The sequence below is a fragment of the Sphingomonas sp. ERG5 genome (assembly GCF_000803065.1).
Classification (GTDB): Bacteria; Pseudomonadota; Alphaproteobacteria; order Sphingomonadales; family Sphingomonadaceae; genus Sphingomonas.
The window spans coordinates 270,065-296,250 of sequence record NZ_JSXI01000018.1; the positions used below are offsets into that span (position 1 = coordinate 270,065).

The following is a 26,186-nucleotide window of genomic DNA, read 5'->3' on the forward strand; positions in this document are numbered from 1 at the left end:
TTTCACTGATGGAAAATTTTACCGCCGTGAACGGCACGCTCCATGTCGAAGGCGTGCCGCTCCCTACGATTGCCGATGCGGTAGGTACGCCGGTCTATGTCTATTCGACCGCCGCATTCCAGCGCCATGCGCGCGCCTTTCGCGAGGGGCTGATCGGGGCGGGCGTCACTCGAATTCATCTCGCTTATGCGATCAAGGCGAATCCCAATCTTGCCGTGCTGCGCGTGCTTGCCAATGAAGGCTATGGCGCAGATGTCGTCTCGGGTGGCGAGATGATGCGCGCGCTGGCTGGTGGCGTGCCGGCCAAGGACATTGTGTTCTCGGGCGTCGGCAAGACTCGTGAGGAGTTAACCGCCGCGCTCGATGCCGGGATCGGCCAGTTCAATCTCGAGCTCGAGGAAGAGGGCGAAGTGCTTGCTGCGCTTGCCCATGCGCGCGGCATGCGCGCGCCGGCGACGCTGCGCGTCAACCCGGACGTGGATGCCGGCACGCATGCCAAGATTTCGACCGGGCGCAAGGAGAACAAGTTCGGCGTGCCGATCGACCAGGCGGTCGAAATGTATGGCCGGCTTGCCGAGCTCGACGGCCTCGCCTTGCATGGCATCGCGATCCATATCGGCAGCCAGCTGCTCGATCTCGCGCCGCTCGAGGCGGCCTATACCCGGATCGGCAAGCTGATCGCCGAGCTGCGCAAATTCGGCCATTTCATCACCCGTGTCGATCTCGGCGGTGGTCTCGGCGTGATCTACAAGGCGGGCGATGTACCGCCAAGCGCGGCTGATTATGGCGCGATGGTCGCTCGCGTGACCAGGGACTGGGATGTCGAGCTGATGTTCGAGCCCGGGCGCCTGATCGCAGCCAATGCCGGCGTGCTGCTGACCAAGGTGATCTGGGTCAAGCCGGGGGTGATCAACCCCTATGTCATCGTCGATGCGGCGATGAACGACCTGGCCCGCCCCGCTCTGTATGATGCCTGGCATGACTTCGCGGCGGTGCACCCCAATGGCGATCGCATGACCGCCAATATCGCGGGCCCCGTGTGCGAGAGCGGCGATACCTTCGCGATGGGTCGGGAGATCGATGCGGTCCATTCGGGCGACCTAGCGGTATTCCTTGGCGCCGGCGCTTATGGCGCGACGATGGCGAGCACCTATAACAGCCGTGCCCTGGTGCCCGAAGTACTGGTCGATGGCGATCGCTTCGCGGTGGTTGCCGACCGTATCCAGCCTGAAACCATCCTGGCGGCCGAACATCTGCCCGAATGGCTCCGAACCGATGAGGTTGGGGGATGACCTGGCACAGCCTGCCGCTGTTTGTGCGGCTGGCAGGCCGGCCAGTGATCCTGCTTGGCGACGGCGAAGCGGCGATGGCGAAGCGGCGGTTGCTAGAACGCGCCGGCGCCCTGGTCGTTGGCGAGGAAAGTGTGGCTGCAATGGCGATCGTCGCGATTGCGGATGAAAGCGAAGCCCGGGCGGTGGTCGATCGGTTGCGTGTCCGTGGGGTGCTGATCAATGCGGTCGACCGACCCGAATGGTGCGATTTCACCTTGCCGGCGATCATCGACCGCGATCCGGTGCTGGTTGCGATCGGCACCGGTGGGGCTTCGGCGGGGCTGGCGGCGGCGCTGCGCCAGCGGCTGGAGGTACTGCTTCCCGCCAGCCTGGGCCGGTTGGCGACGGCGCTGTTTGCCGGGCGCGATGCGATTCGGCGCAGCTATCCCGATCAGGGCGATCGCCGTCGTGCACTGGGCAGCGCGTTAGCCGAAGGAAGCGCGCTTGATCCGCTGCAGGCGGATGGGGATGCGGTTGACGCGTGGATTGGGGCAGGGCTGGACGCGCGCCCATCCGGATTGATCGAGATCGTGCTGACCTCGAGCGATGCCGATGACCTCACTCTGCGTCAGGCTCGGACGCTGGCGCTCGCCGATCGCATCTTTCACCGCGCCGATGTGCCCGTGGCGATCCTCAGTCGGGCACGGGCGGATGCGGCGCGGATCGAATGTGCCGCCCTGCCGGACGATCTTGGTGCGGGCCTGTCGGTGAACCTGAGGCTCGCCTAGGACGAATTCGAGCCACCACTCTCCGTTCGGAGCGAACGGAAGAAGGAGATTCCGCTACTTCAACTTCATTCTAGCCGTTCAGGTTTAACCGCTCGACCTGATCGTTGAGCGCCTGGATCGACGCGATCAGCCGCATCCGGTCGGCGCGTGTCTCGGCCAGTTCGGACCGCGCTTCGCCCAATTCCATTGCCCGCGCAGCAATGCGTGCATCGAGCGCCGCATTGGATTTCTTCAGTTCGTTGATTCGCCGGGCCTGGGCGAGCGTGCGCTCGATCCGCGCGGCGAGGACTTCGAAGGCGAAGGGTTTGGCGACATGATCGTCGGCACCGGCCGCCAGAGCCTCGACCGCGGCGGCGGGGTCGCTGCGGCCGGTGAGCATGATCACTGGCAAGTCGCGCGTTTCAGGATTGCCGCGAATCTCGTGCAGCACGGCGATGCCGGACATATGGGGCATAACCATGTCGAGCAGAACCAGGTCGAACCCGCGTGCGGCGATCAGGTCGAGCGCTTCGGCGCCATTGTCGCTGAGCGCAGTCAGATAGCCGAGATGGGCGAGTCGCCGACCGATCACGCCGAGATTGGTGCGGCTGTCATCGACCGCCAATATGGTGCGGACCGGCCCGTGCCGTGGTGGCATGCCCGATTGTTCGAATAGCTCCATGGTCGGTCCCCACTGGTGATGCGGGGACGCTAGTCCGGGGCGGTCATTATTTGGTTAACGCACCCGAAACGATCAGGCCGCACGCGCCTCGCGCCAGGCTTGCGCGATTTCGGTCAGGCTGGCCGCGATATCGCGAAATGGCGTGGGATCATGGCCGATGCTGGCCTCGACCACAGTGCGCCGCGCGCTGCCATAGAGTTGGGCGAGCGCCGTGGCGACGGTGCCGCCGGCTTCGAAATCGAGTCCGGCCTCGAGCGCGAACAGGATCGCGGTGGCACGGGTGACCTTCTCGCTCTTGATACGAAACTGGCGATTCTCCGCCGCCCAGGCTGCGGCACCAAGCGCGCGGATCAACTCCTCATAGAGCAATTGCACCAGCGCCGGCCCGTCGGCTTCCGCCGTACGTCCCGCAATGTCGATCTGGCGATAGGTGGATTCGGGGTCACGACCCAGTGCGGTGGCGTACATTATTTGCTGCTGTTCCAGGCGGCCACCTGCTGCTGCAGGAAGGTGAGCGTGGATTTATACGCAGCGACGCGCGCATCCATCGCGCCATATTGCTGGGTCAGCCGCTTGGTCATCACTGCCTCGGCGTCGGTCAGGTCGCTCTGGTCGTCAGCCAGGTCGGCCTGCGCCTTGGTATATCGGGTCGTGCTTGCGCCGAGCCCGACCTTGGTGTCGATCGCGGTGTTGGAAATGGTGGTCAGCGCCGCCGACAGGCCGTTGCCCGATGCGCCCTTGCCGTCGGCAAACATCGCCTCGACCGTATCGGGCCATTTCGTCAGCGCCTCGGTCAGCCGCGCGGCGTTGACCGACAACGTGCCGTCGCGGTTGGTCTGCACCCCGATCTCGGCTAATGTCGTGGGCACGCCGGCGGGCGCGCCGGTCAGCAGCGGGGTCAGGGTCAACTGGCGCATCGATCGCGCCAGCGTCGAGGTCGCGGAATCGCTTTTCAGTGCGCCGGTGGCCGGGTCGGTCTGCTCCTTGAGGACCGATCCGAGCTGATTGAACGTCTCGACGAAATCATTGACCGCCTGGGACAGTGCCGCAGTCGGCGCACTGGTGCCAAGCGTCACGGTCGTGCCGACGGCGGCGCTGAGCAGGTCGAGCTTCACGCCCGGGATCAGGTCGGTAATGCTGTTGGTCGGCCGCTGCAGCGCGACGCCATCGACCGCGACGATTGCGTCCTTCGCGACCGAGCCGATCGTCGTGCCGGTCGCGCCGGGACCCACATTGAGCGAGGACAGGCCGGGCGCGGCCGGGTCCTCGGTCGCAGTCAGGGTGAAGGCCTTGGCCTCGCCGGTCGCGCTCTTGATGCTCAGCCGCGAGCCATTGGCGTCGGTCAGCACGGTCGCGGTGACGCCGGCATTGGCGGCATTGATCGATCGCGCGATGCCGCTCAGGCCTGAATTGCCGGCGGTGATCGGAATCGTGATCGGGGTGCCGGCGCCGGCGGGGAAGTCGGTCATCGCGCCATCGACGACGGTCGCCTTGCCGAAGGTCAGCGTGAAGCTGCCTTGGCCCACCGCCGTGATCGGGCTGGCGACTGCGGGGCTGGTAGCGACCTGTGCGGAGGCCAGCTGGCGCACCTCGATCGAAGCGGACAGGCCGGCGAGCTTCGCCCCGGACATGCCGCTGACCTTCAGGATGTTGCTGTTGGAACTGGTCGGGGCGGTTGCCAGCGTGCCGCCCTTGGCCAGCGCGGCGAGCGCGCTGGAAAAGCCGGTAATGCCGCTCTTCAGGGTCGAGACGCCCGAGATCTGCTTGGTCAGCGCATCGGACTTGGCGGTCAGCTGCTTGGTCTTGTTGGCGAATTGTGCATCGACCAGCGACGCCACCAGCGCCTTGATATCAACGCCCGAACCGGCGCCGAGTGCGGAAGTGATCGAAGTGTCGGCCATGATATTCCTCCCGCTCCCCTGTAACAACGACCGAAGCCGATGAATCTTTAGCCCTGTTTGACCCCATTTTCGTCGAATCGCGCGGTCGGCGGCACCGCGACCGGCGGAGCGCTGCCCCCGGCGGCGACGTTGACGCCGAACACAAAGGCCAGGATCGTCGCAATCGCGAGATACAGGTCGTCGCGGACCTCCTGTCCCTCCCGGCTGGTATAATAAACGGCGCGGGCGACCGCGGGATATTCGAGCACTGGCACCTTGTTCTCGGCGGCAATTTCGCGGATCGCCAGCGCCAGCGCGCCGCGCCCCTTGGCGACCACCACCGGCACCTGGTCATTCTCGCGGTCGTAGCGCAGCGCGACCGCGAAATGCGTCGGGTTGGTCAGCACGACATGCGCCTCGGCCACGGCCTTGCGCGTGCCACGGCGCATCATTTCGCGCTGGCGCTGGCGGATCGCGCCCTTGGCTTCGGGCGACCCTTCGGCTTCCTTATGCTCGTCCTTCACCGCCTGCTTGGTCATGCGCAATTTGTTGAGCAGCCGGATCAGCTGGATCGGTACGTCGATCCCGGCGATGATCAGCAATCCTGCCGCCATCGCGAAGAGAATGCCCATCAGCGTGCCGCCAAGCGTGCTGGTCGCCGCCTCGATATCGGACGAGACCAACCCGATCATCATCTTCGACGACGACCACAGCATATAGCTGCCGATCGAGCCGAGCAGGAGGATCTTGAGCAGCGACTTGCCGAGTTCGATCCAGCCCTGCGGACCGAAGATGCGCTTCAGCCCCGATGCCGGATTGATCCGACCGGCCTTGGGGGCGAGCAGCTTGCCGTTGAAGTTGAGCGAGCCGAGCCCGAGCTGGCTGAGGATCGCCGCGCCGAGCGTGATGACGAACAGCGAGATCAAGGACGGTGCGAGCTTCCAGCCCGACGCCATGATCGGGCGGAACGGTTCGAAATCGTCGACATCACCGCGGCCGAACTGAAAGCTGGAGGTCATCACTGCCTTGCATGCGGCGACCAGTGAGGGACCGAACAGCGAAAGCCAGGCGCAGCCGGCCATCACCACCAGGGCGGTGGCGAATTCGCGCGAACGAAGAATGTCGCCCTGTTCGGCCGCATCGCGTTTGCGCTTCGCGGTTGGTGCTTCTGTCTTGTCGCCGAATTCCTCAGCCATCAGCCGAGCACCAGGTTCTGCGTCGCGGCAAGGGCCTCGCGGATGATGACGAGCATGTAATCGCCCATCGCCGGAAAGGCCATGGCGAGCGCAATGACGCCGACCGCGAGGCTGGCGGGCAGGCCGACCGCGAACAGGTTGAGCGCGGGCGCGGAGCGCGACAGCATGCCGACGACCAGGTTGAGGCACAGCAGCAGGAAGCCGACCGGCAGCGCGAGCAGCAGCCCGGCCAGGAACGTATAGCCGCCGAAAAAGGCAATGCCCTTCAATTGCTCGGCGCCCATCCACGCTGCGCCGACCGGCATCACGTCATAGCTTTTGACGATCATCTCGACCAGCACGAGGTGCCCGTTGACCGATAGGAACAGCAGGGTGAGCATGATCGAGAAGAACTGGCCGAGTGCGGGGCTCGACCGGCCGTTCTGCGGATCGATCGCATTGGCGAAACCGATGCCCATTGAAATGCCGATCACTTCGCTCGCCAGCATTGGTGCTGCAAAGGCGATCTGCAGCACGAAGCCCATTGCCAGCCCGACCAGGGCCTCGGCGGCGATGGCGAGTATGGTGGCGGCGGAAAAAACCTGGGCGGGGGGCACCACCTGATGCGTGCCAAGGACGAGGAAGCCGATCGCTGCCGACAAGGTCACTCGGACCATCACCGGCACCGACACCGCGCCGAACACCGGTGCAGCGATGAACGCTGCACCGATCCGCACCATGACGAAGACCAGAGCCCAGAGCTGTGGCTCGATCGAGAGGCCGAAACCCAAGACGCTCATCTGTCCAGCACGCTCATCGTACGAGGTCGGGAATTCGCTCGAAGATGCTGATGGTGAAATCACTCAGCAGTCCGAGGATCAGGCTGCCGAACACCAGGATCGAGATCGCGACGACGATCAGCTTGGGGACGAACGACAAGGTCTGTTCGTTGATAGACGTCGCCGCCTGGATCATGCCAAGGATCAGACCCGCGAGCAGCGCCGGGATCAGGATCGGTGCGGCGGCGAGCGCCAGCACCCACATCGTCTCGTTCGCGACGGTGAGGAAATATTGCGCGTCCACAGCCCCGCTAACTCACGAAACTGTTGGCGAGCGATCCCATCGTCAACGCCCATCCATCGACGAGCACGAACAGCAGCAATTTGAACGGCAGCGAGATGATCGTCGGCGACAGCATCATCATGCCGAGCGACATAAGCACGGTCGCCACGACCAGGTCGATGACGATGAACGGCAGAAAGATCAGGAAGCCGATCTGGAATGCGGTCTTCAACTCGCTGGTCACGAACGACGGCAGCAGGACCGAGAAGGGAATATCGGCCGGCTTGGCATAGGGACCGGTCTTGGCGATGCCGGAGAACATGGTGATGTCCTTGACCCGGGTCTGCTTGACCATGAAGTCGTGCAGCGGGACGCCGGCGGTCTTGATCATCTCGGTCGCGCCGATCTTGCCCTCCGAATAGGGCTGGATCGCGGTGGTGTTCATGGTGTTGATCACCGGTGCCATGATGAAAAAGCTGAGGAACAGCGACAGGCCGATCAGCACCTGGTTGGGCGGGGTCTGCTGCAAACCAAGCGCCTGGCGCAGGATCGCCAATACGATGATGATCCGCGTGAAGCTGGTCATCATCAGCAGGATGCCGGGTAGGATCGACAGCAGCCCCATGATGATGAGGACTTGCAGCGACAGCGCCATCGGCGCGTCGCCGCCGCCGAGATCGCCCAGTGCGCGGTCGATCGCGTCTCCGGCGCCAGGGGCTGCCGGCGGGGTCACCGCAGGCGCAACCTGGGCGAATGCCGGGTGCGCGATAAGCAATGCGAAGATGATGCCGAGGACGACCAGCAGGATCTTGCCACCCGCGCCCATGCCTGCATCCATGCGTTTGGGCTGCGCGCCGCGGAACAGCGTCGGGCCGTCCTGACGGACGCGGCGGATCACGGGGCCGCTCATTTCGGTTCGATCTTGTCGATCAGGTTGACGCCGCCCCGGCCGACCGAGACGAGCAGCTTGCGCCCCTCGAACTCGAGCACCGCCATGCGCAGGCCGGGGGAGATCATCATCGTCTCCTGCACCTTGAGCATCCGGTTGGCGGGCTGGCCCGGCATGCGCGACTCAAGCTTGCGCCACAGATAGAGGCAACCGATCATCAGGCCGCAGACGAGCGGCAGCAGCACGACGAGTTTCAGGATATAGGACCACATCATGACCGGTCAGGCCCGCTTCTCGGGGGACACCAGTTCGGTCATGCGCACGCCGAAGCGGTCACCGACCGTGACCACTTCACCGCGGCCGATCAGCGTGCCGTTGACGAACACGTCGAGCAGCTCATTGGCTTGGCGGTCGAGCTCGATCACGCTCGATTCGCCGAGCGCGAGCAGCTCGCGCAAGGTCAGCTGAGTCGAACCGATCTCAACGGTCAGCTTGACGTCGACATCCTGCAGCAGCCGGAAATTGGCAGCGAGCGAGGCGTCGACCGGAACTCCACCGGTCATGTCGTTCATTGGAAATCCTCGAGTTCACGGGTGATCGAATTGAGTTTGATCGCGGCCTTGCCGTTCGACGTGCCGACGGTGCCGAAGCCGAGCCGGTCGCCGCCGACCATCACCGGCACTTCCGCGCCGAAGCTGATCGGGATGACGTCGCCGGGCTTCAAATCCATCAGCAGGTTGAGCGAGACCATCGGCTCGGCCAGGACCGAGCGGACCGGAAATTTCACGCCCATCACCGCACGCGTCAGGCCAGTGCGCCAGGCCGGGTCGGGTGCGGCGGTCTTGGCGTGCACCTTGCCGGTCAATGACGGCGTATGCGGCTTCAGCGTCGCGACCGGATAGACCAGGTCGAGGAACACCGGCTTGGCATTGCCCGACCCGATGCCGAAGCGGGTCACGACGACGGGATCGTCGCTTTCCAGCCCCTGAATCAGCGCCGGGTTCGCCTCGACATGCGCCGGAACGAAATCGATCCGCGTAAGCGGTTCCCAGGCAGTCTTGAGCGGGGTGGCGAGCATCGTGCCGAGCCGCCCGATCATCGCCTCGGCGGCGGGCGTGAATTCGGCTGGCAGGTCGTACACCGCGCCGGTGCCGCCGAAGAACAGGTCGAGCAATTCCATCACGAAGCGCCCATCGAGCACCGCGAGCATGTTGCCGGTGGCGGGCGCTCCGGCGGGCACCATGGCGAGCGGCAGCCAGGCCGTCAGCCCGTCCGGACGCTCGGCGCGGTAATCGGCGAAGCGCTGCACCACCAAAGGTTCGGCGAAGACACGCACTTCACGACGCAGCAGCGGCTCGAACACGCCGCGCAGCGACCGCGCGAGGCGCGCGGACAGATGCTGCAGTGTGTGCAGGTCGCCGAACGGGTTGATGTTCGCGACCCCGAGCGTGGCGTGATCCGCCTGCTGCCGGGGTCGTTCCCGCCGATCCGTCGCGTTTGGTGAAGTGTCGTTAACCATCGCCGTTCACTGAACAACAAAATTGGTAAAGTAGACGTTACCAACGCCGCCAAAACCTTCTTTTTCCTTAAGCGTGTCGTTGATCGCCTTGGCCAATTTGCGCTGCAACAGGGTCTTGCCCTCGACCGTGAAGACCTGATCCTCCGACGTATCGCCGAGCGTCATCAGGATCGCGGAGCGCACTGCGATCTCGTTGGTTTTCAGATTGTCGATGACCGTATCGTCATAGGGCGTCGAGATGGCGATGCCGACCTGGACGAAATGGACGCTGTCCTGGAGGTTGGAGGTAAACTCCTTCTCCATCGCATAATAATTGGACGCGAACTTGTCGCCGCCCGACCCCTTGGGAGGTGTCTTGCCATGGCTTGCGCCGCCTTCACCACCCTCGCCGGCGGCTCCGCCGCCACGTTTCTGCTCGCTCTTTGGGACCAGTCGCGGGCCGCTTGCCTCGCTTTCGACATGTGCAGCGCCGCCGAACAGGCCCGAGCCCGAGGCATAAAGCCCCGCACCAACACCGCCGCCGACCAGCACGAGCAGACCGAAGCCGAGCATCAACTTCTTCATCAATCCGCCCTTTTTCTTGGGCGCTTTCTCATCTTCTACCGGGTCGCTCATTTTCCTGTTCCTTCAGCTCAAGCGATGCGTTGATCGGTGTTGGTTTCGGTATCGACAGCCGGTCTGATACGTGCCGGGGCGGCCGCCAGAACCGGCGCGGGCTGATGCGGCTGGCGCCCGGTGCCGTTGCCACCGCTGTCGACGCTCGACTGGGCGATGCGCACGCCGCGTGCCTCGGCCAGTTCGGCCAGGCGCGGTTGCGCGTCGTTCAGCAGCGTGCGGGTCGCGGCGTTTTCGGCGGCGAAATGGACGTGCAGCGTGTCGCCATGCTTGCGCACCGCGACATCCACCGCGCCAAGCGCATCGGGAACCAGCCGGATGCGCGTGTCGCGCGAATCGGCATCGTCGCGCAGGATTTCGATGCGATCGATCATTGCCTGCAGCCCGGTATCCTGGCGCAAGTCGAGCGGTGCGCGCTGGGCATCGGCGGTCGCCTGGACGATCGGGCGATGGGCCTCGGCGATGGCAGTGAGGGTGGACGCCAGCGCGGTCGCCGTCATCGGGCGATCATCCTCGGTCGCGCCGCGCTGGCCATGGCCGGCGGCTGCAAGGATTGCGGCGGCAAAAGCCTGGCCGGCCGGTTGGGCCGTGGAGACGGGAGGCGGAGAGACTGGCGTTCCAGCCGTCAGGACCGGCGCATCGCGGCGCGTCACCGCGTCATCGGCATTCACCGGTTGTGTCGGTATGGGCTTGGCTTCGACCGGTATCAGTGCCGATACGTCGATCACAGGCTTGCCGGGGATCGTTGCCGCGCTTCCGGCGCCGTGCGCTCCAGTCTGGGGTGAAGCGGCTTCCGTCAGCGCCGGGTCGACCGTGAGTAATGGGGTCGGTACAAGACCGGGAAGTGCCGCATTGATTGCCAGCTTGGGTGCTGCGCCGGGGAGTGGAGCCGTCTGCACCGCAGGCAATGGCTGGGGCAACGCGACCGGCAGCCAGATCAGCGTCGGATCGATCTCGGTGTCGGCATCGTCAGGCAAGGCTTCGCCGCCGGCGGCAAGATTCTGCCGCTTTGCGGGAAAGGCCGGCAATGCCGGATCGTCGGGTGGCGCGGGGTCTCCCGCCTTCAGATAATCGGCAAGCGCGGTCGCGAAAATCGCCGGATCGCCGCCGGAATTGGCGTGATTCGGCACCTTTTCGGGCAGTTTTGCCAGCGCTGTAGAAAACTCGATCATTCATGTATCCCGGTCGGCGACATCCGCCACCGGGCGATCAGCAAGGATCGTGCCGGATTTTCCTGACCGAAGGCGCGCTTTCCATCGCGCGGATCGCCTTGATCGCGGCATCGGCATCGGCGCGGGCGAGCAGTTTCTCGATCGCGCTCTGGTCGCGTTTCGCTTCGCGCGAGGCCATGGCGGCGCGTTCGACGCCGCGTTCGGCAACGCGCAGGCGCTGTTCGGCGGCCTCGGCCGATTGCTGCAGCCGATCGCGAAAATGCGCCGCCGCGATCATTGAGAAAGCGTGGCCGCCGCTCGCCGATGGCGCGATGTCCTCGGCGAGCTGCGCGATGCGGTTACGCAGCGTCACTTCGCTCGCGACGCGTTCGTTGGCGCGCGCTTCCTCGGCGCGCACCAGGCCGAGCTGAAGCGTGCGGACGCGCAGGATGCGGTCGAGCTTGCGCGCCTCAGCCATCGCCGAACACGCCGATCAATTCCTCGGTCGCATCGCTGAGCGATACGGTCTCGTCCGGATCCTGCCGGATATATTCCATCACCGCCGGATGGCAGGCGATCGCCGCGTCGATCGCCGGGTCGGCGCCTGAGCGATAAGCGCCCATCAGCACCAGGTCGCGATTCTCTTCATAGGTAGCGAGATGCCGCCGCAGCACGCGCGCCGCCATGGCGTGCGGCCTGCCGACGATATCGGTCATCACCCGGCTGACCGAGGGGCCGAGATCGATCGCGGGATAGACGCCGCGCTCGGCCAGTTGCCGCGACAGAACGATGTGTCCGTCGAGGATCGAGCGCGCCGAATCGACCACCGGGTCGTTGCCGTCATCGCCATCCGCCAGCACGGTATAGATGGCGGTGATCGACCCGCCACTTGATACGCAGGTACCAGCGCGTTCGATCAGATTGGGCAGCATCGCGATCGCGCTGGGCGGATAGCCGCGCGCGCTGGCCGGTTCGCCCAGCGCCAGGCCGATTTCGCGCCCGGCATGCGCGACACGAGTCAGGCTATCCATGATCAGCAGTACTTTTTTGCCTTCGGCGCGGAAGGCTTCGGCAATGGCATGAGTGCGCAGCGCGCCGCGAATGCGCAGCACGGGGGAATGATTGGCGGGGACAGCGACCACGACCGAACGGGCCCGCGCTTCTCCGGCGATCTTGGTCTCAAGAAAGTCGGACACTTCACGGCTGCGTTCGCCGATCAGGCCGATGACGATGACATCGGCTTGCGCCGCGCGCACGATCATGCCGAGCAGCACCGATTTGCCGACGCCGGAACCGGCCATGATGCCGATGCGCTGGCCCTGGCCGATGGTGAGGAGACCGTTGATCGCACGCACGCCGACATCCATCGGTTGCAGCACGCGGCCACGGTCGAGCGGGCTTTGCAGCTTGCCGCCGATCGGCCAGCGCCCGGCGCCGCGAATCGGACCAAGCCCGTCGATCGGTTTGCCCGCGCCGTCGACGACGCGTCCAAGCAGCGCGGCGCCAACCTCGGCTTCCCCGGGAGGGCCGATTGGCCGGACCGGCGATTGCGGCAGCAGCGGCGCGGGGCCGCCGAGATTCATCAGCAAGGTGCGGCCGTTGCGGAAACCGATCACCTCGGCCTCTACCCCGGCACCCTTCGCGCCGACCTGACACACCGTGCCGACCGGCAACTGCAGGCCGACCGCCTCCATCAACAAGCCGTCGAACGAGGCAAGGCGTCCCGATACCTTGGGCTGCGGCGCGAAGTCCGGAACTCCAAGCGATTCGAGATAGTCGGACGTGAAGCGGTTCAACATTCGGCCTGTTTCATTTGGGCGGCACCGCAACGCGATCGATCGCGAGCGCGAGCTGTTCCAGCCAGAGTTCCGGACCGTCCTCGACGATGGTCGAGGCGGATTCGAGCACGAAGCTGCCGCGTGCGATGGCGAGATCGCCTACCGCGAACACGCTGCGCGGGAGCTTGCCGTCGAGCAAGGCGACATCATCGGGATGGACGCGCAGCAATGCCGATTCGGCGCTGTCGGCGAGGATCTCGGCGGCGGAGTCGATCCGTCCGGCGAGAATATCGGGCGCGATGCCGACTTCGCCGACAATCTTCGACACAAGGAAGAGCACGGTCTGGCGCAACTGGCGCGCCATACGCTCGCGGTCGAGCCGGTCATCGGCGCGCAGCGCTTCGCCGAGCTGGGCGAGCAGCGCGCGATCGCGTTCGCTTGCTTCCCCCGCTTCGGCCAGCGCCGCGGCGATCCCCTCGGCATATCCGGCGGAATGCGCGGTCGCGACCGGATCGACAAAGCCGGACGGCGTGCCGGTGTCGAACGGGTCCCAGCCCTCGGTCGGGTTGGCCTCGGGATCGGCGGGTTCGAAATGCTTCGGATTGACCTGGGGCGAGAAATGCACCGGGCCCGACGGCTTGGCCCGGGCGCGCAGGTCGAATGGCGAGAATCCTTCGTCGGGCATCGAGAAAGCCTGGTGCAGTATCTGTGCCGCAGCATTGTGGCGGGCGGAGAAGCCGGGGGCAAACTCAGACATAATCGTCCTCGCCGCCGCCCATCATGATCGTGCCGTCCTTGGCCAGGTTGCGTGCGATCTGGATGATCACCTTCTGCGCCTCCAGCACTTCGCTGAGCTTCATCGGGCCACGCGCTTCCATCTCGTCGCGAATGCCGTCGGCGGCGCGGCTCGACATGCAGCCGAGGAAGCGGCCACGGACGCCTTCGTCCACGCCCTTCAGCGCGCGGGTCAGGATGTCGCCGTCGATGTTGCGGATCAGCGTGCCCAGATTCTTGTCGTCAAGCTCAAGCAGGTTGTCGAACACGAACATCGCCTCTTCGATCGCCTTGGCGACTTCGCGGTCGATCTTGAACAGTTTCGGCATGACGCGCTGTTCGGTTGCCTTGCGGCCACTCGACAGGATCTTCGCCGCGTCGCGCGTCCCGCCCAGGGTCAGGCCGGCGGACTGCTTGGTCGCGCCGGCGCGACCGGCGAGCATGGTGGTCAGCGTCTCGATCGCCTCGGGCGTAATCGGGCCAAGCCGCGCGATACGGTGAAGGATGTCGGGCTGCACCGAATCGGGCAGCAGTTCGAGTACTTGTGCGCCGACATTGGGGTCGAGATTGGCGATCAGCACTGCGGCGATCTGCGGATGCTCCTTTTCGATCATTCCGGCGATTTCGCTCGCGTCGAGCCAATCGAGCAAGTCGATCTGGCAGGCATCCTCGGTCGGGATGATTCGCGCGAGCACGCTGTCGGCCTTTTCCTGACCCAGTGCACGCGTCATCACCGCCTCGATCTGCGGACGCGGATCGAACGAGATGCCGGTGCGCTCGCGTGCCTTGCCGACGAAATCGTCGAGCACGAATTCAACTTCGCTCTCGCTGACATCGGCGACGGCGAACATCGCTTTGCCGAGTTGGCGAACTTCTTCCGGATCGAGTTTCTGCAGGATGGCGGCAGCTTCTTCCTCGCCGACCAGCATCATCAGCACGGCGGCGCGCTCGACGCCGGTATAGTTGCGAAAGGGCGCGGTCATGACTTGATCATATCCCTGACGGCGAGCGCGGCGCGCGCCGGATTGTCGCGGGTGAAGCCGCGCACCATGCCGATACGGTCATCGTAATTCTGCGCGCCGGCGATCGCGTCGATGCTGACCGGCGGGCCCGACTGCGGCTGGCCGCTGTTGTTGAGGTTGCCGAGGTCGCGGCCCAGCGCAAGGCGCGGCGTTGCGTCGTCGCGCTTCTTCATCAGCGCGCGGGCCAGCGGACGGACCCCCAGGATCAGGACCAGCAGCGCGATGACGATCGCGGTGACGTTGCGGGCAACCACGGGCAGCCAGCCGGCATCATACCAGGGCTGCTTGTCGTCGGTCGTCGCAGCGCCGGCGAATTTGCGGCTGATCACGGTCACCTGGTCGCCACGAGCCTGGCTATAGCCGACCGCGGTTTGAACCAGCTGGGTGATTTGCTGGATCTCGACCGGGCTGCGGGGTTTGCCGCCTTCCACGTCGCGCAGCAGGACGGCGACCGACAGGCGCGTGATCGCGCCCGGCGCGGTCCGGCTGACCGACACTTCCTTGCCCAGATCATAGGAGCGGGCGAACTGGTCGCTTTGCTTGACCGGCTCGGCCGTGGCGGCTGCAGCAGGCGTGGCGCCCGGGGTCGCGCCGGGCTTGGCGGCGGCTGCCGCTGCCGCAGCGGCATCGGCGGCGGGCGAAGTGATGGTCGATGGCGGTGGCGCGGTGTTGGACAGGGCCCCAGGGATGCCGCCCGGTTGAGCGCCATCGCCCTTCTGATTACCGGTCCAATTGCCTTGCTCGGCGCGCAAGGCGCCCTGCTTGTCATAGCTTTCGCGCGTCGCCTGGGTTTCGTTCAGGTCGACATCGGTCTGCACTTCAGTGGTGAAATTGCCCGCGCCGACCAGCGGGGTCAGCAACTGGACGATCTGCGCGCGATATTTGTCCTCGACGCGGCGCTGGAACGCGATGCGTTCGTCGCTGGCGATGCCCAATGCGCTGCGGTCGGCCGCCTTGGTGAGCAATCCGCCCATCTGGTCGACGATCGTCACCGCATCGGATTTCATCCCCGGCACCGACGAGGCGACGAGATTGATGATCGAGGCGACTTGCGAATCGCCCAGGCTGCGTCCGGCCTGCAGCTTGAGGATGACCGATGCCGATGGCGCGGCATTGTCGCGGATGAACACCGATGCCTCAGGCGTGGCGAGATGCACGCGCGCTTCGGCGACCGAATCGATTTCCTCGATCGAGCGGGCGAGTTCGGTTTCGCGCGCCTGGCGCAGCCGTTCGCCTTCGACGGCGCGGCTCACGCCCATCGGCAACTGGTCGAGCAGCGCATAGCCACCCGGCGTCGCCTTGGGCAGGCCCTGGCCGGCGAGCAGGATGCGGGCGCGAGAATAATCATCCTCGTTGACGGTCAGCGCACCCGATCCGCTATCGATGCGGCTGGAGATATTGGCCTGTTCGAGCGCCTGAGTGACCGATCCCTTGTCGGCGTCGCTGAGCTGCGCGAATAGCGTCTTCTGCGGCGCGGCGCTGAACGTCATCCAGGCAAGCACCGCAGCGGCGATCAGGCCGACCATCAGCACCATGGGCAGACTACGGCGCACGGCCGGCTGAGCGAGCAGACCGGAGATCTGCTGCAACGGATTGGCGAAGCGCTCGGGAAGCGCGTTGCCAGGCTGCGGGGTGAGGGCGTTGCTCATGGTTTATACCGGCATGCTCATAATGTCCTTATAGGCGGACAGGAGTTTGTTGCGGACTTGCAGTGTCGCCTCGAAGCCGACCGAAGCCTGCTGGCGGGCGAGCATCACCTTGGCGATATCGATCGTCTCGCCTCGTTCATAGGCGGCGGAAAGCTCGCCGGCCTTGGCCTGACCCTGGTTGACACTCTTCAGTGCGTCTTCCATCGTCGAGGCAAAGCTGGCCGGCTTCGCCTCGGCCGCTCCCGCAGGCGCACCGGCCGAAGTGTTGGCGCGCTGCAGCGCCTGATTGCGTTCGAGGATCTGCGCACGGAGCGCCATCACCCGGTCGATGCCAGCTGCACCGCCCACACCGTCGATCCCGCTCATGCCGAAGCTGCCTGACTATGGATGCGGGTGATGTCGTCACCCTGTTCGCGCGCCTTGGCGAGCCGGTAGCGCAAGGTGCGCTCCGAAATGCCGAGCCGCTTCGCGGTCTCGATCCGGCTGCCGCCGCATGCGGCAAGCGTTTCGCGGATCGCCTGGAATTCGTGCATCTGGACGATATTGCCCAGAGTAGCCGGTGCAGTTGCTGGTATCGGCTGATCGTTTGCGGCGCGCTGAGCCACCTGTGCGGGCGCACGGTCGAATACGATATGCTCGGGCGAGATCGTGTCGCCGGCCGCGAACAGCAGGGCGCGCTGAATGACGTTTTCGAGCTCGCGGACATTGCCCGGCCAGTCGTGGTGGACCAGCGCATCGATCGCCGCGGCGTCAGGCCAGGGCACGACGGTGCGGTTGCCGGCATGGCGCAGGATCATCGTTGCGGCGAGCGAGGGAATGTCCTGGCGACGCTCATTGAGCGGCTTGGTGCTGAGCGGGAAGACTGACAGGCGGTAATAGAGATCGGCGCGGAAGCGGCCTTCGGCGACTTCGGTCTGCAGGTCGCGGTTGGCGCTGGCGATGACGCGCACGTCGATTGCCTCGGGCGTCGAAGCGCCGATCGGCACCACTTCGCGCTCCTGCAGCGCACGGAGCAATTTGGCCTGCAACTGGATCGGCATCTCGGCGATCTCGTCAAGCAGCAGCGTGCCGCCATTGGCGGCGCGGAAAAAGCCTTCACCACCCGATGAGGCGCCGGTGAACGCGCCCTTCTGGTGGCCGAACAGCAGCGCCTCGAGCATCGTTTCGGGCAAGGCCGCGCAATTGATCGCGATGAATGGGCCGTCGCGGCGGTCGGACGACAAATGGATATGGCGCGCGAGCACTTCCTTGCCGGTGCCGGTCGGGCCGTTGATCAGCACGGTGATGTCGGCGGCGGCAACGCGCTCGGCGAGCGCGTAAAGCGCAAGGCTCTCGGGGTCGGCGGCGGTCGGCGTCTCGGCGCCGGCGACCAGCGCGCGGACGAAACCATTGCCGACGGCAGCATCTTCAGGGGCGAAGGCGATCCGGGCCGGGCTGCCGTCGCGCGACGGCATGACATAACGGCCTTCTTCGCCGAGGATCACGGTACGCGCCGGAGCCGGGGGCGTCTCGCCGTCTGCGACCAGGAACAGGTCGCCGGGCTGCGGACGGCCATCCTCGAACGACCGGACGGCGAAGCCCTGTGCGCGGAGTGACGAGACCAGGGCATATTTTTGCCGCAGCACCGCAGCTGATGGAACGATCGACCGCATGAATTTCCCCCTTCGAGTAAGGAGGCAATGGCCTGTGGATGGTAAACGGCGCGTTAAACATGTTGCCGGGCGGCAAAATATTTCCGCACCGATTTGGACCCTTATGAGTCTAAGGCCGCCACCTCGATATCCGGCAGGTGATTCCGGACCCTGCGGCAACCGCCTGCCGCAGCTGCCGGACGCTATTTTCGATGATGGTTTGCAAAAGTGCTTAATCCCGCCCGCAACCGGTCGTTCTACTCTGTGACGGCTCAGCCCTCCGCTTGGGGGCGGCGGGGATCGTCAGGGTCATAACGGAGATTTTGACATGACTGTTATCGGAACCAATATCGGTTCGCTGCGCGCTTCGAACGCGTCGACGGCCGCAAACGTAAACCTGCAGCAGAGCATTGAGCGCCTGTCGACCGGCAAGCGCATCAACTCGGCCAAGGACGACGCCGCCGGCCTCGCCATCGCATCGTCGATGACGTCGCAGATCCGCGGCATGAACCAGGCCGTTCGCAACGCCAATGACGGCATGTCGATGGCGCAGACGGCTGAAGGCGCGCTCGGCGAAGTCACCAACATGCTGCAGCGCGTTCGCGAACTGGCAGTGCAGTCGGCTTCGGGCACTTACTCGGACAGCGACCGCACCAACCTGCAGACCGAAGTCACTGAACTGACGAAGCAGATCGCCGACATCGTCTCGAAGACCGAATTCAACGGTGTCAAGCTGTTCGACGGTTCGGCGGGTACGGCGGGCGTCGTTTCCATCCAGACGGGTGCGAATTCGGGCGATACCGTCGATCTCGGGCTGGGCGCCGTCACGCTGACCGGCGTTGCCACCGCGACTGTCGCAACCTCAGCCGGTGCCAACACGGCGCTCGGCACGATCGACACCGCGCTCGACACTGTCTCGACCAAGCGTGCATCGCTCGGTGCATCGCAGAATCGCCTGCAGTCGGTGGTCAATAACCTGACGTCCAACGTCACGAACCTGACCGACGCACGCAGCCGGATCGAAGACGCCGACTTCTCGGCCGAAACGACCAACCTCGCCAAGGCCCAGATCCTGAGCCAGGCATCGACCGCGATGCTTGCCCAGGCGAATCAGAGCCAGCAGGGCGTGTTGTCGCTGCTGCGCGGTTAACGGCCACGGCGCCGGCACCGCCCCCCTATAGGGTGTCGGCGCCGACCGGGCTCTTCCCCAACAGGGCGGGGCAACTGAAAACCCCGGTGGTCGCAGGACCGCCGGGGTTTTTGGTTATTTTCGCTCGGACCTATTTTGCCTGGGCGTTCGCACCCCTGGCGGCCTGTTCGATCAGAGCAGCGACGACCGCCGGCTTCGAGACATAGACTGCATGGCTGGCTGGCGTTTCCTCGATATGAGCGCCGGCCCGGCTGGCCATGGCGCGCTGAGCCGGTGGCGGGATCATCCTGTCTTCGCTAGCGACCAGATACCAGCTCGGCTTGGCCTTCCATGCCGGCAGCGTGACCGCACCGCCGAGCGCTTCGACGCCCCAGGGAACTTGCGCATCGGCCATGAACGCTGCCGTGTCGGGGCGAACATCGGCGGCGAAGGCAGCGGCGAACTTGCTGCGGTCGAGGAACAGATAGCCATTCTGCGGCGGCAGGATCGGCGGCACGGCGGCACCGGGTACGGGGTTGGCGATCAGCGACGATACCGATTCGCCCTTATCGGGGGCGAAGGCGGCAATATAGACCAGGCCCGCAACCTTCGGGTCGTTACCCGCTTCGGTGGCGACGACTCCACCATAGGAATGGCCGACCAGGATCACCTTGCCATTCGCGGCGTCGATGGCGCGCCTGGTTACCGCCACGTCGTCGGCCAGCGAATGGGTCGGGTTCTGAACGACCGTCACATCATACCCATCCTTCTTCAGGATCTTGTACACACCTTCCCAGCCCGACCCATCGACAAAGCCGCCATGCACGAGGACGATCGATTTGACGGGGGTCGGAACGGGTTCGGCAGCGGAAGCGGTGCCGGCGATAGCGGTCAGGGCAATCGAAGCGGCGGATGCGAGCAGGGTCTTCATGTCATATTTCCTCATTTGCTGTCTGCGATAATGATTATCGCGATAAGGAATAAATAAGCGTGCAATTTTCCCTTGTCCAGAGACTATTTATCGCGATATGTATTTTTGTGATAAGGTGCTGAAAATCGAAGAAAGGTTTTTCCCCGCAATGTCCGCTCCCCTCGTGCCACTCGATGGCCAGCTCTGTTTTTCGCTCTATGCCACCTCGATCGCGATCAATCGCGCGTACAAGCCAATGCTCGACGCGATGGGGATCACCTATCCGCAATATCTGGTGCTGAGCACGCTTTGGGAAGGTGATGGCCAGACCATCTCGGCCATCGCCGACCGGCTTGCGCTGGAATCGAGCACCATCACGCCGCTGGTAAAGCGCCTCGAACAGGCAGGATTCCTGGCGCGTCAGCGCAATCCGCAGGACGAACGGCAAGTGCAGGCATTCCTTACCGCCAAGGGGAAGGGATTACAGCGCGAAACGGCATGCCTGACCGAAACGCTGCTGCGCAAATCAGGTTTGACCGTTGAGCAGATCATGGCACTCAACGATCAGGTGCAAGCTTTGCGCCGGGAGCTCGTCAGTCGCTCCGGGAACGAAGGCTAAAGGCAGAATCGCATCCGGAGAACGACCCCAGCTCAGGCCGGGCAAGTCACCGGTTCCGCCGCGATCGGCCGCTCCCGGGTTGCGATCGCCAGGATGAGCGCCAACCCCGCAACCAGCGCACCCGCGATCGACACCGCGACATAGCCGAGTCCGACGCTGATCACTGCGCCGCCGATCGCAGCACCCAGCGCGTTGCCCAGGTTGAACGCGCCGATATTCATCGCGCTGGCCAGGTTGGGTGCATCCGAGGCGGCGGCCATCACGCGCATCTGCAATGGCGGCACCAGGGCGAAAGTTGCCACGCCCCAGGCGAAGATCGAAAGCGCGGCGGGGATCGGCCAGTGCATCGTCACCGCGAACAGCAGCAGCAACGCGGTCAGTGCACTCAGCACGACCAGCAAGGTGCCGTCGATCGAACGGTCGGCATAACGCCCGCCCAGCCAGTTCCCGACGGTCAGCCCGATGCCGTATACCGCGAGCATCGCCGTGATGAAGGCAACCGAAGCATGCGTCTCTTCGCGCAGGATCGGTGCGATATAGGTGAAGACCGTGAACATCGCGCCCGATCCGATTACCGTCAGCGCCAGCGCGGTCAGCACCTGGGGCCGGCGCAGGACGCGCAGTTCGGCGCGCATATCTGCGCTCTCGGTCACTTTTGCATAGGGTACCGCGAACCACAGCGCGATCATCGCGATCACGCCCAGCCCGGCAATACCGAAGAACGCCGTTTTCCAGCCGGCGACCTCACCAACCCAGGCGGCCGCCGGCACCCCGGCGACATTGGCGATGGTCAGGCCCATGAACATCGCCGCGACCGCGCCGGCGCGCTTGTTGGCGGGGACGACGCTTGCCGCGACGATCGATCCAACGCCGAAAAAGGCGCCATGCGTCATCGACGTGATGATTCGCGCCACCATCAGCATCGCATAACTGCCCGACAGAGCGGAGAGCAGATTGCCCAGTGTGAAAATACCCATCAGCGCGATCAGCAATGTCTTGCGCGGCACCTGCGTGGTGGTCAGCGTCATCAGCGGTGCGCACAACAGCACGCCCAGCGCATAGGCGCTGACCAACAGGCCGGCGACCGGGATGGTCACGCCCAGGTCATGCGCCATGATCGGCAACATGCCCATCGGCGCGAATTCGGTCACGCCGATGCCGAAAGCGCCGATCGCCAGCGCGAGAATGGGTGGATTGATCTTCATGATGGATAGGCTCCCCTGCCATTGCGGGCTGTCGCCTGGAGCATATGGCCGTTCGACCATCGTTGCTGTAGGCTGCCAATACGACAAGCATCTGTGAGTGAAGCGCACAAATGGCACGCGACTGGGTCGATCGCACCGGCGAGATGGAGGTGGTGGCCGAAGTGGTCGCGCGCGGCAGTTTTTCGGCGGCGGCACGGGCGCTCGATCTGACACCGTCGGCGATCAGCCGCACCGTGACCAAGCTGGAAACGCGGCTCGGCGTGCGGCTGTTCCTGCGTACCACGCGCGCGCTGGCGCTGACCACCGAAGGCGAAGCCTATCACCGCGCCGCGCAGCGCATCCTGCGCGATCTCGACGATGCCGAGCGGATCGCAGCGGACCGCGGCTCGCCACGCGGACGATTGCGAGTCAGCGCGACGCTGGTGCATGGCCGGCTGGCCATCGTGCCGCTGCTCGGGCCTTTCCTCGAACTTTATCCCGACATCATGGTCGATCTCAGCCTGACCGACACGATCATCGATCTGGTGGAGGAGCGTGCCGATGTCGCGATCCGCATTGGGCCGCTTGCCGACAGCAATCTGATGGCGCGGCGGCTGGGCGACAGCGGTCGGTCGGTCATCGCTTCACCCGACTATCTCGCGCGTTATGGCTGCCCCGAGGCGCCGAACGACTTGTTCGCGCATAATTGCATCGGCTTCAATTTCCGCCGTCACCAGGCTGGCTGGCCATTCCGGATCGGAGAGGAGGTGGTCGAACTGGCGGTGACCGGCAATGTCGAGGCGAATAATGGTGAGACGGTCGCGCAACTCGCCCGCGAGGGCATCGGCATTGCGCGAGTCGGTACCTTCCATGTCGCCGAGGATATTGCCGCTGGGCGGTTGGTGACCGTGCTCGATGCCTTCAACCCGGGCGATCGCGAGCCATTCCATGCATTGTTCATCGGCGGCGCGCAGATGCCCGCGCGGGTGCGCGTGTTCGTCGATTATCTCGCTGAGCGGCTCGGCAAGGATGCGCTGATCGCCACTCCGGGGTGAGCGGAACGGTCAGTGTCGGGACGCATGGGCAGCGGATCCGCCGGACGATACCGCGCGTGGTCGATTCAATCCTGACTGCGGCCATGCCAGCGTGGCGGCGGACGGAATACTCGCCGGTGTTCCGTCTTGCTCTTTGACATGACTGACTCAGAATGCTCGCTTTGCGGCCGCTGTTCTCGCCGGAACAGTGGTCGGCTCACCGCTGTTGTTAGGTGACAGATGGTTCGGGAGTGCCGGGATCAACCGGGATCATGCGGGGCGATGTGGGAAGGAATGGCGGTTTTCCGGGCGTCTGTGGGGATAGGTGCAAAAAATTGGCGTTTCAGCGATTTCTAGAGTGGCGGGCGATTTAGACATCGCTTTGACAAGAATTGCAGGAGTCGGGCGCTGGTCGCTCAAAAGCCTCTCAGAGGGCTCTCAGGCGCAGAAAAGCGCCACTTAGGCGACGTGCGAACGGTGGCCCGAAACCGCTAAAACCAGAAACCTGCCTCGCCTAAGTGAGCGAAAAGCCGCCCACTTATCGCGAAACCACCGTTAAGTGGGACCTAACTGATTTTTCACGGTTTTTCCGCGTCAGTTGAGGCGCGAAGGGGCATTCTCGGCCCTGTTCGGCTCGGTTTAAGTGGGAGCTCTTCAGGCAGCTAGGGTGAGCGCGATGCGGCGGCGCGTGATCTCGACTGGTACCGCGAGATAATACTCGCCTCGCTCCGCGTCATAGGATGCCAGACCACTTTCAATCGCGTCCCATTTCGCTTCCGCATAGCTGCACCGCCAAGGTGAGCGGGCCTCGTCGAAAACGCGGACCTGGTACTCTGTCAGGCCATCAGGCCGGAAAACGCGAGGTCTCTCCGGTCGCGGCGGCGGGCGCATCAGTAAATCACCGCTTCCAGCGATGCGTCTTCGAGCGCCATGTGCATCTCGCCATCAGCCTGAACTTTGTTGAGGTGTTTTGAGATTGCCGCTTCGTCACCGTCCTTGGGAAAGCCGCGATCGGTAGCCGCCGCCTTCGCCAGTTCGCCGATCGCGTCGGTTCGGCCTGTCTGTTTCAGTAACCAACGACCGAGAGGCTCAACTTTGGGATGGTAACGGGGGTCATTTGCATCAAGCATTTGTGGTCTCCTTCGAGTCGATGCCGAATGAGAACAAATAAAGAACAAAATTGCAATAGGGCAGCCGGGGGGACGTGGTTAAGGCGGCTCCGCGGCACCAACATCAAAGGGGAGGAAAACGCAGAGAATGTATAGTCCGGCTATACAATCACCTTGACCGGCATGCCTTGGTCTGTATAGTGCGGCTATACACAACGACGGAGGCAAGAATGTACATCGTTTCGGTTCGGGATAAGCGGGTCAAGGCACTGGTAGACAACCCCAGCAAGACCAGCGTCAAGGGCTTCACCGCACTGGAAGTCCGCAAGGTCGCAGAGATGATCGGCGCGCTCACCGTGATGACCCACCCGCTCCAGTTGCTCTCTGTCCCGTCGTGGCGGGCGCATGAACTGACCCCCGGCCAGCCCGGCAAGTGGGCTATGACGGTGACGCCGAATTACCGGCTTACCTTCCATGTGGATCTGGACCGGCAAGAAATTCACCTTCTCGATTACGAGGACTACCACTGAGCAGGCGGGCGGGGGAAACCCCGTCTTTTTGTTTAGCTGCACTATACATTTTCCGCTTGCGGCATGTATAGCTAGCCTATACATAGATAGGGTGAAGGAGTGTGCTCTGATGACCAGCCAATTTAAGATCAAAGATCCCGCCGAGATGGCAATTCGGCGGCAGCCGATGGCGGGCCATCCCGGCGCGTTCATTCGCAATGTGTTGCTGCCTGAGTATGGTCTCTCCGTGACCGAGGCGGCGCGCCGGATCGGTGTCCAGCGGGTAGGGTTCATTGGAACCCTTGATGGTAAATACAGCGTGACCCGCGACCTGGCATACAAACTTGGCGCGTTGATGCGCGACGAAGTCACCGACCTGCTCATTGCCTGGCAACAGAAATATGATCTGGAACGTGAGGCCGAGCAGCGGGCAGCATACAGGCGCGACATCGAACGCGTGCCGCCAGTCGCGGTTGCCGCATAATGACCAAAACGATGATAGAGCGCGTCTCGCGGACGCTATGCCGCCTCGAAGGGCATCCAGAGAACATCATGTTCGAAGGCAGGCCAATGTGGGCCAGCTACAGCGAAACGGCAGCCAAGGTTCTGGACGAGATGCGCGAGCCGACCGAGGTGATGATAGAGGCCGGCGAGGCATGGCGAAACCATTGTTCGGATACTGACAGCATCTATTCCGAGATGATCAAAGCGGCGCTTGAAGACGTGCCGCCAGCGGTTCGATAAGCCAGTCACAATACTCGTTCGCACTTCCTAACCGGCGCGCTTGCGCTGGCAGGCTTGGCCGAAAACAGCGGCGAAAGCTTCGCCGCGCTGTCGCGCATGCGTTGCCCTTACAGTTTAGCCAGCAAGCGCGCATGGACGCGGGCAATTGCGTATATCTCACCGGTTGGTGGCAGATCGACCGGACCGATGACGGCCCCTTCGCCACCCAAGCCGTCAAGGCGCCGATTGCGGTAAACGGCGACAAAGGGACCGCCGACGCTGCGGAATATGCATACCCAATTTTCTTGTGGGCGCATTCCGGCGGCGATGTCGGAACAGATCACGGCATCACCTTCAGATAGATCGAGCGCCTCATAGTCCGATGGCAGCTCGGTCAGCCATAGACCGGAGCTGGTGAGCAGCTTGTTGCTGAGCCAATCACGTCGAAAGGGCACCGACTCGACGGGCTCTCCTTTGCCGGTGTCGGTGAGCTGGCGCAGATCGTAGCGCGGCAAATTGACCCAGTCGGCATCTGCGGCATCTATCAAGCCTCCCCTTGCCTGAACTCCAACACCGTCAACCAACCAACGGGCGTCGACGCGCAACGCATCGGACAACGCGAACAATTTATCGGACCCGCACAGGCGCTTCCCGCCCCAGTATCCCGTCATCGATTGTTTTTTGATGCCGGTAATGCGGACCAAATCCGCAGCCGATAGGCCTAGCTCCCCAGCCCTAGCCCTAATTCGCTCGCCAAATGACGCAGCTGCTTGACTGTCCAAATCTGCATCTTTATGGTCCAATTTGTTGGACTCAATGGCCAAGGCTTTATCCATGCAGGTTTCCACTTTGGACAAAGAGGACGTGAAGTGCGTTCTGCGTAAGCGGCACGGCAGCGTTCGAAACTGGGCGAGGTCCAAAGGACTGACCGGCCAGCAGGTAGCGGATTTCATGCGCGGGCGCAGCTCCGCCAAGGTCGCGAAGGCGATTGCCGCTGAATTTCAGATCGAGGGACACGCGCTCTCCATCGTCTCCGAGTCCATAAAGTTGGACAATAGCAGCGAGAATGCAGCGGCGCAGCTTCTAATTGCGGAGGCGTGCTAG

At 64.1% G+C, this 26,186-nt stretch carries 32 protein-coding genes; 9 read left to right on the plus strand and 23 right to left on the minus strand.

The features are described 5' to 3' along the window. Positions 1 to 8: 8 nt before the first annotated feature. Both lysA and OO12_RS06840 read left to right on the plus strand, forming a co-directional pair. Complete coding sequence (gene lysA, locus OO12_RS06835; protein ID WP_034157869.1) at positions 9 to 1,292, plus strand: diaminopimelate decarboxylase; 1,284 nt, start codon at positions 9 to 11, stop codon at positions 1,290 to 1,292. Then, positions 1,289 to 2,059: an NAD(P)-dependent oxidoreductase gene (locus OO12_RS06840; protein WP_034157870.1), complete on the plus strand. Its 771-nt coding sequence runs from the start codon at positions 1,289 to 1,291 to the stop codon at positions 2,057 to 2,059. Before lysA ends, OO12_RS06840 begins: the two co-directional genes overlap by 4 nt. A 70-nt stretch (positions 2,060 to 2,129) precedes the next feature. On the opposite strand, the gene OO12_RS06845 is transcribed toward OO12_RS06840, so the two are convergent. From OO12_RS06845 to OO12_RS06935, 19 genes are all read right to left on the minus strand, one after another. Beyond that, entirely contained in the window at positions 2,130 to 2,720 is a 591-nt protein-coding gene (locus OO12_RS06845) for a response regulator (RefSeq protein ID WP_235364698.1), read from the minus strand. 72 nt (positions 2,721 to 2,792) lie between these two features. Then, positions 2,793 to 3,188 (minus strand): flagellar export chaperone FliS, encoded by a 396-nt coding sequence (locus OO12_RS06850; protein ID WP_034157871.1) that lies wholly within the window; start codon positions 3,186 to 3,188, stop codon positions 2,793 to 2,795. Beyond that, positions 3,188 to 4,621 carry a flagellar filament capping protein FliD gene (gene fliD / locus OO12_RS06855; protein WP_034157872.1) on the minus strand — a complete coding sequence of 478 codons (1,434 nt, stop codon included), beginning with the start codon at positions 4,619 to 4,621 and terminating at the stop codon, positions 3,188 to 3,190. Before fliD ends, OO12_RS06850 begins: the two co-directional genes overlap by 1 nt. Positions 4,622 to 4,668: 47 nt before the next feature. Continuing rightward, a complete protein-coding gene (flhB, locus tag OO12_RS06860; RefSeq protein WP_034157873.1) occupies positions 4,669 to 5,796 on the minus strand; it encodes a flagellar type III secretion system protein FlhB in 1,128 nt (375 codons plus the stop codon). After that, positions 5,796 to 6,575 (minus strand): flagellar biosynthetic protein FliR, encoded by a 780-nt coding sequence (gene fliR, locus OO12_RS06865; protein WP_052215601.1) that lies wholly within the window; start codon positions 6,573 to 6,575, stop codon positions 5,796 to 5,798. Before fliR ends, flhB begins: the two co-directional genes overlap by 1 nt. Before the next feature lie 13 nt (positions 6,576 to 6,588). Continuing rightward, positions 6,589 to 6,858, minus strand: a complete 270-nt coding sequence (fliQ, locus tag OO12_RS06870) for a flagellar biosynthesis protein FliQ (protein ID WP_034157874.1) — start codon at positions 6,856 to 6,858, stop codon at positions 6,589 to 6,591. A 7-nt stretch (positions 6,859 to 6,865) separates the two neighbouring features. Further along, complete coding sequence (gene fliP, locus OO12_RS06875) at positions 6,866 to 7,675, minus strand: flagellar type III secretion system pore protein FliP (RefSeq protein ID WP_200887405.1); 810 nt, start codon at positions 7,673 to 7,675, stop codon at positions 6,866 to 6,868. Between the two features lie 68 nt (positions 7,676 to 7,743). Next, a complete protein-coding gene (locus OO12_RS06880) occupies positions 7,744 to 8,001 on the minus strand; it encodes a flagellar biosynthetic protein FliO (protein ID WP_034157876.1) in 258 nt (85 codons plus the stop codon). A 6-nt stretch (positions 8,002 to 8,007) separates the two neighbouring features. Next, positions 8,008 to 8,298, minus strand: a complete 291-nt coding sequence (gene fliN, locus OO12_RS06885; protein ID WP_034157877.1) for a flagellar motor switch protein FliN — start codon at positions 8,296 to 8,298, stop codon at positions 8,008 to 8,010. After that, on the minus strand, positions 8,295 to 9,245 hold the full coding sequence (locus OO12_RS06890) for a flagellar motor switch protein FliM (RefSeq protein ID WP_034157878.1): 951 nt from the start codon (positions 9,243 to 9,245) through the stop codon (positions 8,295 to 8,297). Before OO12_RS06890 ends, fliN begins: the two co-directional genes overlap by 4 nt. Before the next feature lie 6 nt (positions 9,246 to 9,251). After that, the gene (locus tag OO12_RS06895; protein ID WP_034157879.1) at positions 9,252 to 9,860 is read right to left on the minus strand and encodes a flagellar basal body-associated FliL family protein; all 609 of its coding nucleotides are present in this window, start codon (positions 9,858 to 9,860) and stop codon (positions 9,252 to 9,254) included. Between the two features lie 17 nt (positions 9,861 to 9,877). Beyond that, positions 9,878 to 11,032, minus strand: a complete 1,155-nt coding sequence (locus tag OO12_RS06900) for a flagellar hook-length control protein FliK (protein ID WP_034157880.1) — start codon at positions 11,030 to 11,032, stop codon at positions 9,878 to 9,880. A gap of 37 nt (positions 11,033 to 11,069) precedes the next feature. Continuing rightward, entirely contained in the window at positions 11,070 to 11,489 is a 420-nt protein-coding gene (locus OO12_RS06905; protein WP_034157881.1) for a hypothetical protein, read from the minus strand. Next, positions 11,482 to 12,810, minus strand: coding sequence for a FliI/YscN family ATPase (locus OO12_RS06910; protein WP_034157882.1), 1,329 nt, complete (start codon positions 12,808 to 12,810; stop codon positions 11,482 to 11,484). The genes OO12_RS06905 and OO12_RS06910 overlap by 8 nt, the downstream gene beginning before the upstream one ends. A gap of 10 nt (positions 12,811 to 12,820) precedes the next feature. Next, positions 12,821 to 13,546 carry a FliH/SctL family protein gene (locus tag OO12_RS06915; RefSeq protein WP_034157883.1) on the minus strand — a complete coding sequence of 242 codons (726 nt, stop codon included), beginning with the start codon at positions 13,544 to 13,546 and terminating at the stop codon, positions 12,821 to 12,823. Continuing rightward, positions 13,539 to 14,546, minus strand: a complete 1,008-nt coding sequence (fliG, locus tag OO12_RS06920; protein WP_034157884.1) for a flagellar motor switch protein FliG — start codon at positions 14,544 to 14,546, stop codon at positions 13,539 to 13,541. Before fliG ends, OO12_RS06915 begins: the two co-directional genes overlap by 8 nt. Then, positions 14,543 to 16,234: a flagellar basal-body MS-ring/collar protein FliF gene (fliF, locus tag OO12_RS06925; RefSeq protein WP_034157885.1), complete on the minus strand. Its 1,692-nt coding sequence runs from the start codon at positions 16,232 to 16,234 to the stop codon at positions 14,543 to 14,545. Before fliF ends, fliG begins: the two co-directional genes overlap by 4 nt. 3 nt (positions 16,235 to 16,237) lie before the next feature. Continuing rightward, positions 16,238 to 16,600, minus strand: coding sequence for a flagellar hook-basal body complex protein FliE (fliE, locus tag OO12_RS06930; protein ID WP_034157886.1), 363 nt, complete (start codon positions 16,598 to 16,600; stop codon positions 16,238 to 16,240). Beyond that, positions 16,597 to 17,886, minus strand: coding sequence for a sigma-54 interaction domain-containing protein (locus OO12_RS06935; protein ID WP_034157887.1), 1,290 nt, complete (start codon positions 17,884 to 17,886; stop codon positions 16,597 to 16,599). The genes fliE and OO12_RS06935 overlap by 4 nt, the downstream gene beginning before the upstream one ends. 307 nt (positions 17,887 to 18,193) lie before the next feature. Here OO12_RS06935 and OO12_RS06940 point away from each other — a divergent pair, with 307 nt between their 5' ends. Continuing rightward, a complete protein-coding gene (locus OO12_RS06940) occupies positions 18,194 to 19,015 on the plus strand; it encodes a flagellin N-terminal helical domain-containing protein (protein WP_034157888.1) in 822 nt (273 codons plus the stop codon). 130 nt (positions 19,016 to 19,145) lie between these two features. On the opposite strand, the gene OO12_RS06945 is transcribed toward OO12_RS06940, so the two are convergent. Then, the gene (locus OO12_RS06945; RefSeq protein WP_200887397.1) at positions 19,146 to 19,925 is read right to left on the minus strand and encodes an alpha/beta fold hydrolase; all 780 of its coding nucleotides are present in this window, start codon (positions 19,923 to 19,925) and stop codon (positions 19,146 to 19,148) included. 148 nt (positions 19,926 to 20,073) lie between these two features. On the opposite strand from OO12_RS06945, the gene OO12_RS06950 reads away from it, so the two are divergent. Further along, positions 20,074 to 20,523, plus strand: coding sequence for a MarR family winged helix-turn-helix transcriptional regulator (locus tag OO12_RS06950; protein ID WP_034158017.1), 450 nt, complete (start codon positions 20,074 to 20,076; stop codon positions 20,521 to 20,523). A gap of 32 nt (positions 20,524 to 20,555) precedes the next feature. Here the strand turns inward: OO12_RS06950 and OO12_RS06955 are convergent, their stop codons facing one another. After that, positions 20,556 to 21,728 carry an MFS transporter gene (locus tag OO12_RS06955; protein ID WP_034158018.1) on the minus strand — a complete coding sequence of 391 codons (1,173 nt, stop codon included), beginning with the start codon at positions 21,726 to 21,728 and terminating at the stop codon, positions 20,556 to 20,558. Between the two features lie 110 nt (positions 21,729 to 21,838). Here OO12_RS06955 and OO12_RS06960 point away from each other — a divergent pair, with 110 nt between their 5' ends. Beyond that, positions 21,839 to 22,762, plus strand: a complete 924-nt coding sequence (locus OO12_RS06960; RefSeq protein WP_034157889.1) for a LysR family transcriptional regulator — start codon at positions 21,839 to 21,841, stop codon at positions 22,760 to 22,762. A gap of 869 nt (positions 22,763 to 23,631) precedes the next feature. On the opposite strand, the gene OO12_RS06965 is transcribed toward OO12_RS06960, so the two are convergent. Further along, the gene (locus OO12_RS06965; RefSeq protein WP_052215602.1) at positions 23,632 to 23,871 is read right to left on the minus strand and encodes a YozE family protein; all 240 of its coding nucleotides are present in this window, start codon (positions 23,869 to 23,871) and stop codon (positions 23,632 to 23,634) included. Between the two features lie 209 nt (positions 23,872 to 24,080). On the opposite strand from OO12_RS06965, the gene OO12_RS06970 reads away from it, so the two are divergent. The 3 genes from OO12_RS06970 to OO12_RS06980 all read left to right on the plus strand — a co-directional run bounded on the left by OO12_RS06970 (position 24,081) and on the right by OO12_RS06980 (position 25,103). Next, positions 24,081 to 24,380, plus strand: a complete 300-nt coding sequence (locus tag OO12_RS06970; protein WP_034157890.1) for a type II toxin-antitoxin system RelE/ParE family toxin — start codon at positions 24,081 to 24,083, stop codon at positions 24,378 to 24,380. Between the two features lie 109 nt (positions 24,381 to 24,489). Beyond that, on the plus strand, positions 24,490 to 24,843 hold the full coding sequence (locus OO12_RS06975) for a helix-turn-helix transcriptional regulator (RefSeq protein WP_034157891.1): 354 nt from the start codon (positions 24,490 to 24,492) through the stop codon (positions 24,841 to 24,843). Continuing rightward, positions 24,843 to 25,103, plus strand: a complete 261-nt coding sequence (locus OO12_RS06980) for a hypothetical protein (RefSeq protein ID WP_034157892.1) — start codon at positions 24,843 to 24,845, stop codon at positions 25,101 to 25,103. Before OO12_RS06975 ends, OO12_RS06980 begins: the two co-directional genes overlap by 1 nt. Before the next feature lie 107 nt (positions 25,104 to 25,210). Here OO12_RS06980 and OO12_RS06985 read toward each other — a convergent pair whose 3' ends face one another. Beyond that, positions 25,211 to 25,918, minus strand: coding sequence for a helix-turn-helix domain-containing protein (locus OO12_RS06985; RefSeq protein WP_152616295.1), 708 nt, complete (start codon positions 25,916 to 25,918; stop codon positions 25,211 to 25,213). Here OO12_RS06985 and OO12_RS06990 point away from each other — a divergent pair. After that, on the plus strand, positions 25,917 to 26,186 hold the full coding sequence (locus OO12_RS06990; protein WP_152616296.1) for a hypothetical protein: 270 nt from the start codon (positions 25,917 to 25,919) through the stop codon (positions 26,184 to 26,186). The genes OO12_RS06985 and OO12_RS06990 overlap by 2 nt on opposite strands.